The organism is Desulfonatronovibrio magnus (assembly GCF_000934755.1).
GTDB lineage: Bacteria > Desulfobacterota > Desulfovibrionia > Desulfovibrionales > Desulfonatronovibrionaceae > Desulfonatronovibrio > Desulfonatronovibrio magnus.
Genome location: NZ_JYNP01000017.1, coordinates 102,960 through 111,299, shown reverse-complemented (window position 1 = coordinate 111,299; position 8,340 = coordinate 102,960). Strand labels below are relative to the sequence as shown.

Annotated in this window: 6 protein-coding genes, 1 tRNA gene and 3 pseudogenes; 8 read left to right on the top strand and 2 right to left on the bottom strand. The window is 44.3% G+C overall.

Features of this window, described 5'->3' with window-relative positions:
* The 8 genes and pseudogenes from LZ23_RS02760 to LZ23_RS02730 form a co-directional block, all read left to right on the top strand.
* The coding region (locus LZ23_RS02760; protein ID WP_045211372.1) for an Rpn family recombination-promoting nuclease/putative transposase at positions 1-792 on the top strand (792 nt) is incomplete at its 5' end.
* Positions 793-1,255: 463 nt separating this feature from the next.
* Complete coding sequence (locus tag LZ23_RS02755) at positions 1,256-1,597, top strand: hypothetical protein (RefSeq protein ID WP_052507058.1); 342 nt, start codon at positions 1,256-1,258, stop codon at positions 1,595-1,597.
* Between the two features lie 562 nt (positions 1,598-2,159).
* On the top strand, positions 2,160-3,542 hold the full coding sequence (locus LZ23_RS02750; protein ID WP_052507057.1) for an ATP-binding protein: 1,383 nt from the start codon (positions 2,160-2,162) through the stop codon (positions 3,540-3,542).
* 109 nt (positions 3,543-3,651) lie between these two features.
* A pseudogene (locus tag LZ23_RS25645) lies at positions 3,652-3,833 on the top strand (transposase); the annotation flags it as partial.
* Between the two features lie 192 nt (positions 3,834-4,025).
* Positions 4,026-4,570, top strand: a pseudogene (locus LZ23_RS02745) (hypothetical protein); the annotation flags it as partial.
* Positions 4,571-4,725: 155 nt separating this feature from the next.
* Positions 4,726-4,977, top strand: coding sequence for a UPF0175 family protein (locus tag LZ23_RS02740; protein WP_045211370.1), 252 nt, complete (start codon positions 4,726-4,728; stop codon positions 4,975-4,977).
* Positions 4,964-5,452, top strand: a pseudogene (locus tag LZ23_RS25700) (PIN domain-containing protein). The gene LZ23_RS02740 and the pseudogene LZ23_RS25700 overlap by 14 nt, the downstream one beginning before the upstream one ends.
* A 52-nt stretch (positions 5,453-5,504) precedes the next feature.
* Positions 5,505-5,765, top strand: coding sequence for a hypothetical protein (locus LZ23_RS02730; RefSeq protein WP_045211369.1), 261 nt, complete (start codon positions 5,505-5,507; stop codon positions 5,763-5,765).
* Between the two features lie 921 nt (positions 5,766-6,686).
* Here LZ23_RS02730 and LZ23_RS02725 read toward each other — a convergent pair.
* Together LZ23_RS02725 and LZ23_RS02720 are read right to left on the bottom strand one after the other, a co-directional pair.
* A tRNA-Ile gene (locus LZ23_RS02725) sits at positions 6,687-6,762 on the bottom strand.
* A 271-nt stretch (positions 6,763-7,033) separates the two neighbouring features.
* Positions 7,034-7,957 (bottom strand): manganese-dependent inorganic pyrophosphatase, encoded by a 924-nt coding sequence (locus LZ23_RS02720; RefSeq protein ID WP_045211368.1) that lies wholly within the window; start codon positions 7,955-7,957, stop codon positions 7,034-7,036.
* Between the last annotated feature and the right edge of the window lie 383 nt (positions 7,958-8,340).

Below are 8,340 nucleotides of genomic sequence, written 5' to 3'. Positions count from 1 at the left end.
AGCAACGAGATTGCAGAACTCTATTTCCTCTTTGAACATAAAAGTTATCTGGACAAGTATGCACTGCTTCAAGCTCTTCACTATTCGGTCCAGAAATGGATGAACCTGTATAGACGTAACAAGCTGTCAGGCTACTTGCCTATAGTCATTCCAGTGATTATCTATCACGGTGTAAGTAAGTGGACATTCAGCTGCGACTTTGAAGACTATTTTGAAATACCCCATGAATCATTCAGGGTTTTTATTCCTAAGTTCAGGCATTTACTGCATGACATAACCCATATGGCAGACGAGGCTTTCAAAACCTCTATCCTTATGGAAATTTTTCATCTGCTGTTTAAGTACATTCACTTCCCTGAACTGGACATAAAGCTGCAGGAAATATTTGACTTACTTGAGCAGCTGCCTGATGAGGATAAAAGGAAAGAATATCTGTTTAATATTTTGAAATACGTACTGGCATCGGGCTCCTTGAGTGAGGAGCGATTAACTGAACACACCAGACGATTTCCAGGAGGTAAGGTCATGGTAGGTGTAGCAATGCAAGAAATTGAAAAAAGGGTTGAGCAAACAAGGAGACCATACTGGGAGGGTGTTGGCGAACTTAAAAACGCCCAAGACACCTTGGTTGACCTTGCAACAGAACTATACGGTCCATTACCCTTAATGCTTTCAGTCAAAATTAGATCTATACAGTCCATCGATAACCTTCGGATTTTGGCTAGAAAGATTATCAGGACAGAGTCCTTAAACGAGTTTACAGAGCTGGTAGATAGGGCTGCTGAGAATTAATTTTTTGATTGTGGCGTAAAAAGCGTGGGGCTAAATGTATTCTTGATAATAACAGGCCAGCTATGTCTACTTTTTTAACCTCTAACCTGTTTCCGCATACCTGACATCAATAGACAAAGGGGACAAGCGTATACTTACTTTTCCTGGTGCTAAGGGGAGCATTATCCGTTTCTGAAAAGTCAATTGAGGATAGCCCCGAATCCAGGGACAGTCCCCGAACCAAGCTGTCATAATCGGGTTTTAACCCCAACACAGCTATCATTATCCATCATTTCTTTGTGTTTTTGATCTGAAATCTTATCCATTTGCGTCCCTGCCTATGAATCTAAGGGACATTATGTTGCCAGTTTAGTTATGTTGCCAGTATCCCGCTATACCAAGCTTTACCCCACCTGGACTTTTCCATTCATTTTTCTTCCCTTCAAAAATACAACTTGTCTGAGCAATAGCTCATGGAGGTTGTATGTCCAGGAAACGCTGCAAATTCTGTCGTTGTCTTTTCATCCTCAATGCTCGTAATCCCGATCAAAAGTACTGCTCCAAGCCTGATTGCCAGAAGGCGCGTAAACGCCGGTGGCAAAAAAAGAAGGTAAAGGATGATGAGGCTTATCGCTTAAACAAGCAAGATGCCCAAAAGCGGTGGTGTGAGAAGAATCCGGACTACTGGAAAAATTACAGGGAAAACAACCCCAACTATACCGGATGCAACAGGGAAAGTCAGCAACATAGAAACCGGTGCAGGCGGGCCTTTGGTTCCATTTCCAGAGCAAGTCGAATCCGGGGTCGGACCTGGTCAAGTCATTGAATAGTTAAAGAAAATATCCCAGAAAGGCCTTGTTTTTGGCTTTAGAGCAGTCATTCTGATATCAGAACGGCTATTTTAAGATGCCCTTCCCAAAAGAGCAGATTTTCTTATACCAATGGCTAAATTGAATAATAGAAAATCAAAAAGACAGGTTCATATTTACATTTCTATTGTTGTTAGTCGTTGATGACAAAATGCAATATATACAATGAGAGAGGATACTTCAATACTAAATGTTTATGTTTTTCAGATATTTAACTGTAGGCTATAATGTAACATGTACTCCGAAAGTTGAGTTAAATGATGGAACGAGCAGGTTGAAGCCTTGTCCGGTGCTTCCAGCTATGATCCCAGACAGGAAACAAAGCTCATTAATGATGTCACCCCTGGATCTAATTTCAGTCCGGGCATTCTGTTTGCCAAACCTACATTATGTTGAAATCCAATAGTATTATAAATAATATTTTGTAATTTTACAATGGTTTTTTGTTGTTAAGCTGTTTATTATTTGGTTGTCTTTTCTCAAAGTTTCAGGCATTCTTGATTGCAGGGGGGTCTGATAATGAGCATAAAGAGATTTGCTGAAGATTATCTTGTAGAATGGAAGGACCGGTCCAGCCGCAAGCCTTTAATCCTTCGGGGCGCGAGGCAGACCGGTAAGACCTATCTTGTTGAACAGTTTGCAAAGAATCATTTTAGAAATTTGCTGAAAATTGATTTTGAGTTTGACCAGGAGGTCAAATCAGTATTCCGGCAAAAAGACCCGCAGACAATCATCAGCGAACTGTCTTTGTTCTTTGACCTACCCGTGATCCCCGGAGAGACGCTTTTGTTCCTGGACGAAATACAGGCCTGTCCTGAGGCCATCCACAGCCTGCGATATTTTTATGAAAAACTATCCGGACTGCATGTTATCGCGGCTGGCTCTCTGCTTGATTTTGTCCTGCGGGATTTTGAATATTCCATGCCTGTGGGCAGGGTTGAATTCCTGCACCTTTATCCATTGTCTTTCAGCGAATTCCTGCTGGCCGTGAACGCCCGGCTTCATGAATTTATCACTAACTGGACCCCTCCTGACCAATTCAGCCCAGTCGTACACGGCAAGCTGACCGAGCTGATGAGGACTTTTATTTTCACAGGAGGGATGCCCGAAGCAGTGGCTTCATGGATCAAGCAGAGAGACTACGTGGAAGTCCAGCGCATCCAGAGTGCGATCCTGAGCACCATGCAGCATGATTTTGCAAAATACGGCTCGCGAATCCAGCAGGATCATCTGCAAAAGATCCTTCAATTCATACCCGGCAATATAGGCAACAAGGTAAAGTATGTGCATGTGGACAGGGATGTCCGTTCCACAGCTTTAAAGGATGCTTTTCATTTGCTGGCCATGGCCAGGGTTATCAGTCTGGTATTCAAGACAAATGCTAATGGTGTTCCCTTAGAGGCAGAGAAGGACAGGAATTTTTTCAAGGCCATTGCCCTGGATGTGGGGCTTGTAAACCGGATGTGCGGGCTGAAGCTGATCCGGCCAGAGGAGTTGATGACCGTTTACGAAGGCAGGCTGGCAGAACAGTTTGTCGGACAGGAACTGCTGGGCTCGAGGCCCTGTTTTGAAGAGCCGGCGCTTTACTACTGGGCCAGGGAAGCAAAAAACGCCAATGCCGAGGTAGATTATCTTTTCACGCACGGATCACAAGTTCTGCCAGTGGAAGTCAAGGCTGGAAAGACGGGTACACTTAGGTCCCTGCATGTGTTTCTGCATGAAAAAAAATCTGATTTCGGAGTCAGGCTTAATATGGACACCCCGTCTCTGGGCAGGTTTACAGCCCATGTTCGCCTGAAAAAATCCAGTACAGAACACGAGTACACCCTTCTGTCGTTACCTTTATACCTTGCCGGTCAGCTGGACAGGCTCCTGGAGCATGCTTTGGATCAGCCCCAGTAGGCCTGAACCTTAACATCAGTAATATGACAGTTCGGGAGCTGAAAGATGGTAGCTACACCTTACCTGTTACATACGAGTTGAAGATGAGAAAAACACCTGCCCGGCGCACAGGTATTTCAACAAGAAGTATGGCCGCAGGGGGTTCTTTTGGGGGGATAGATTCAAATCCATGATTGTTCAGGATGGGCTGAGCCTGGTTAACCTTCTGGCTTATGTGGACCTTAATCCTATTCGTGCTGGCATTGTGAAAAAGCCAGAGGACTACCGCTGGTGTTCCCTTGGCTACTTCACCCTGTTGACCTTAATCCAATTAGGGCCGTGATTGTGAAAAAGCCCGAGGATTACCGTTGGTGTTCCCTTGGCTACTTCACCCGGTTAAATGCTGCGTAGCAGCCCTCGCACAGATCAGCTCCCCTCCTGTACATCACATCACTACTTTTAAATTTCCCCAGATCGAAATTATGCACATTTTGTGTGCGAGGATTTAACTGGGCAAGCACCCAGACCGGAAATAAGGACGGTCTGCTGTCCATAGATTTTGGGATGAAGGAATGGAATGAGTTTGATCCCAAAGAGATTGTCCGCAAATACAGGCAGTTTGTTTATGAAACCGGAGCAGCTGAAAGCCAGGAGTCAGGAGTCAGGGGACAGGGGACAGTGAAGAGAGGAATTGATCCAAAGATCGTGGAAAAGGCCAGAAAGAAAGGCTATAAAGTCAGCCGGGCAGAACGGTTTCGCTACCGTTGCAGGTATTTTACTGATTCAGGCATTATCGGCGGGAAAGACTTTGTCCAGGAGGCCCCAGTAAAATGGAAAGACCCAGTTGAATGTGAAGAAATTCAACCGGGCAGGAATTTTACGGGGTAAATATTTGACCAGGTCAAGCACCTGCTTAAGTCAAAAGATTGACCCGGTTAAACAGACCGGAGGTCTACGGCTTGGCCGTGTTTATCAGGGTGAAGCGGAAATTTACTACGGTTAAAGGGGTAGATGGGGTTTATTCCATGAAGCAGCTTAGAGATTTGTAGCTGAAAGCTAATTTTTCACCATATCCGAAAAGCCGCTCCTGCAAAAGAATATCTGTCTTGTTGATACTTGCCAAGTGACCAGGGATGTTCTAAATGTTTATAACTAATGTAAAGAAATTTAAGTAAAGGTGGAAGACGTTAACAGGAGCGGTGTTATGCCTACTACAATTGAAATCCCTGATGAAATCATGGCCACGGTAAAGTTTCCTCCGGACAAGGCCAAAGGCGAGCTGGTCAAAGAGATGGCTTTCTCGTTATATCAATGCAAGGTACTTTCCATGGGGAATGCGAGAAAACTCTCCGGGCTCAACAAGTGGGCTTTTATTGATGGGCTGGCGGAAAGAAAGATAGAACGACACTATACCGAACAGGACCTTCTGGAAGACATCGAATATGGCAACGGTTAGTAATTCCTCTCCGATCATTCACCTGACCAAGATCGGCATGCTTGAGCTTTTGCATGAACTGTTCGGTCAAATCTTTATTCCGGAGATAGTGTACTCCGAATGTACGAGTTCCATCCATCACCAAGATGAAGTAGGCCTGATCAAAAAAGCGGACTGGATTAATGTCGTTTCTATAAGCAATCGCAAGCTTTTCAATATGCTGCACCAGGATGTTGATGCAGGATAAGGAGAAGCCCTTGTTCTTGTCATGGAAAGAAATGTGGACTTGATTTTGCTTGACGACCAGGAGGCACGGTCAAAGGCCAGGATACTGGATTTACATGTGACAGGAGCACTTGGAGTTTTACTGAAAGCCAAAAGTGCCGGGTTGATTGACTCCGGGACAGATTATATTCAATTACTGCAGGATACGGGCTTTTGGATTTCACCTGAGTTATTGACAAAGCTTTTAAAAACCTTTGACGATGAAGATTAGATATAAATCAAAGGGACATGAAGATATACGCCACATCGAGGAGGAGAATAAAATGCAATACGTGACAAGTATAGAAAGAATAGCCATGGAAAAAGGAATCAAGCAGGGAGTGCAACAGGGAGTGCAACAGGGCAGGCAGGAGGAGATATTAGAAGGCATTGAAGACCTTATGGAAGTTAAGTTTGGAGAAAGTGGCCTGCGTCTGATCCCTGAAATCAGCCGAATAAAAAGCCTTGAGAGGTTACGCGAAATCAAAAAGATTATCAAAGACAGCAAGGCCATTGATGAAGTGGAACAAAAGATTGTGCAGTAATAATCAGCAGTATACTCATTTATCCTTGTCATTCCCATAAAATCATCTTTACATTTCGCGTCAAACGCGAAGTGTAAAGATGATTGAATATAAACTGCCCTACACTCTGCACAACCCGAATGAGGGGCGAGGCTTTCATAACCTCTATCCTTATGAAAATATTTGACTTACTTGTAAGCTCCTCACCTGGGAGGCCTGGGACCGAATGTGTGAGTAACTGTCTTTAAAGTGGAGCCTGCATCCTGCAGGCTATTTAATTCCAGGCGGCTGGAAGCCGCCTCCACCTTGAAGAACAGTCCCATATTTGGAAATTGGGACAGTCCCCGCGAGGTACTATAAAAAAGATTGATGCTGCATTTGTTCCTGGAGGAAATTTGCTTTGATGAAAAAATCTACACAGCGAGGGACAGTCCCTGTGCCAGGCGCAAAGTTCCCATCTTTGACGGAATTTTTCAGGCAAATGTGCATCAATCAAAGTAAAAATCGTAAAAACATGATAATTGTAACTGTCTGATTTTATTAGCAAAACGATTCTAGTTACTTAGAAGCTCCTCCCCCGGGCTGATCGGGACCGGACTTGTGAGTAACCAAAAAATCAGCCTTAACACGAGATTGCTTCGCTTCGCTCGCAACAAGGATTGCCGCGCTCGCCCCAGTTGAATGGCTGCGCCTACACAGCGTGTATTCAACGAGGTAAAAAGACTCGCTCGCAATGACAACTGAGCTGTCAGGGATGTAGTTGCTGAAAACCTGTCACCCACGAGGAAGCCTAAGCGACCGAAGCAATCTGTAAGGTAAAACCATAATGCTCTGAATTTATTAATAATTTGGTTTTAGTTACTTAGAAGGAGGGTATAAGAGGCTTAAACGCTTGATATTAGGGGTAAGATGAACAATATGAGATTTTCTAATAATGTTCAGTGGTGGGCCAACCAGGATTTGAACCTGGGACCTTCCGGTTATGAGCCGGTGGCTCTGCCAACTGAGCTATTGGCCCCTTAAACGTGAAGAAAGTACATATAATGAGTAACAGAAATGCTGTCAATTGTTTTTTAGTAAGTCGCTCCAATCCTGTAGTAAGAAGCAAGATAATTATTAAAACTGACAAGACCAGTAAGGTCCAAAATCCGAATTCTTCAGCCTTTAGCCTTTAGCCTTCAGCCTGAATAAGCTGAAATGGGACAGGCACTCCTGTTATTTCCGTCAAAGAAAAAAGGCGCGGCAAATAAATCTGCCACGCCTTTCTTTATGGGGATTATTGTAGTAATTTACGCTGAGAAAGCCTTTTCAAAGTTAGGTACAACCTGTTTTTTGCGACTCATTACACCATCTAACCACACGGATTTGCCCTCAACTCCCTTTCCAAATGCTTTGTCAACAACAGAAGGGTCATCGGACAGAACAAGCATTTCAGAGCCTTCTTTCATAATGTCGGTAAGAAGCAAGAATACTGAATGCCTTCCACCTTCATCTTTAACTTTTTTCATTTCTTCATAAAGGTCATCCTTAACTGGTTCAAGGATAGAAAGATCAACAACTTCCAATTGTCCTATGCCGACCTTTTTGCCGCTCATGTTGAAATCTTTGTAATCTCTGAAGATCAGATCTCTTGGCGGTGTGCCGTCAACAGCAGACTTGACCTTGAACATTTCCATGCCAAGATCCATTGCATCGTCAACACCTGCAATCTTGGCCAGTTCTTCACATGCCTTTTTGTCTGCGTCTGTGCAGGTGGCGGATTTGAAGATAACTGTGTCGCTAAGGATTGCACAAAGCATGATTCCTGCGATATTTTTGGGGATTTCTACACCATAAAAATCATACATGGATTTGATTACTGTGCATGTGCATCCAACAGGCCATATCCAGCACTCCAGAGGATTGGGAGTTGTGACGTCACCAAGCTTGTGGTGGTCGACTATACCCAGTATTTCGGCCTTGGACAAATCGTCCAGACTTTGCGCCAGATCGGAATGGTCTACCAGGATAACTTGTTTGCCTTCGCCGGAAGTGATTACCTCAGGTGCGCTGAAGCCATACTTATCCAGAACAAACTTGCTTTCAGGGCTAAGGTCTCCCTGTGCGCCTGCTTTGGCTTCAATGCCTAATTTGCTTTTGAGATCAGCTACAGCAATGGCTGCACATACAGAATCGGTGTCAGGGTTTTTGTGACCAAATACAATTACGGACATAAGTAACCTCCTAATAAATGGTTTTTAGTGTCGGTATCTGTTTAGCGCTTTTTAGGAAAGCAGGGGACAGGCACTCCGGGACCCACTTGAGCATCAATTTGTGCTCAAAGTGACTCATTTTTGGGACAAGTGGGTCCCGGAAGAGCCAGTCCCCGTGCCACATCCAAAGCGCTAAACAGATACTAGTGTCGAGTTATCTCAAATTTTTCTGCGACCCTGCGCAGAAAAAGAGCCCCTGAAGGGGCAAAAAAGTCTGCCCGCTGGAACAATAGGGGCTTGCGCTGCTTGGCAACGCTGAAGCTTTGTGCCCTTTAGCACAAAGGTCATGCGCTGCCAAGCTAAAATTTGAGCTTGAGATTAAGCATTTTGAACATTCATATCAC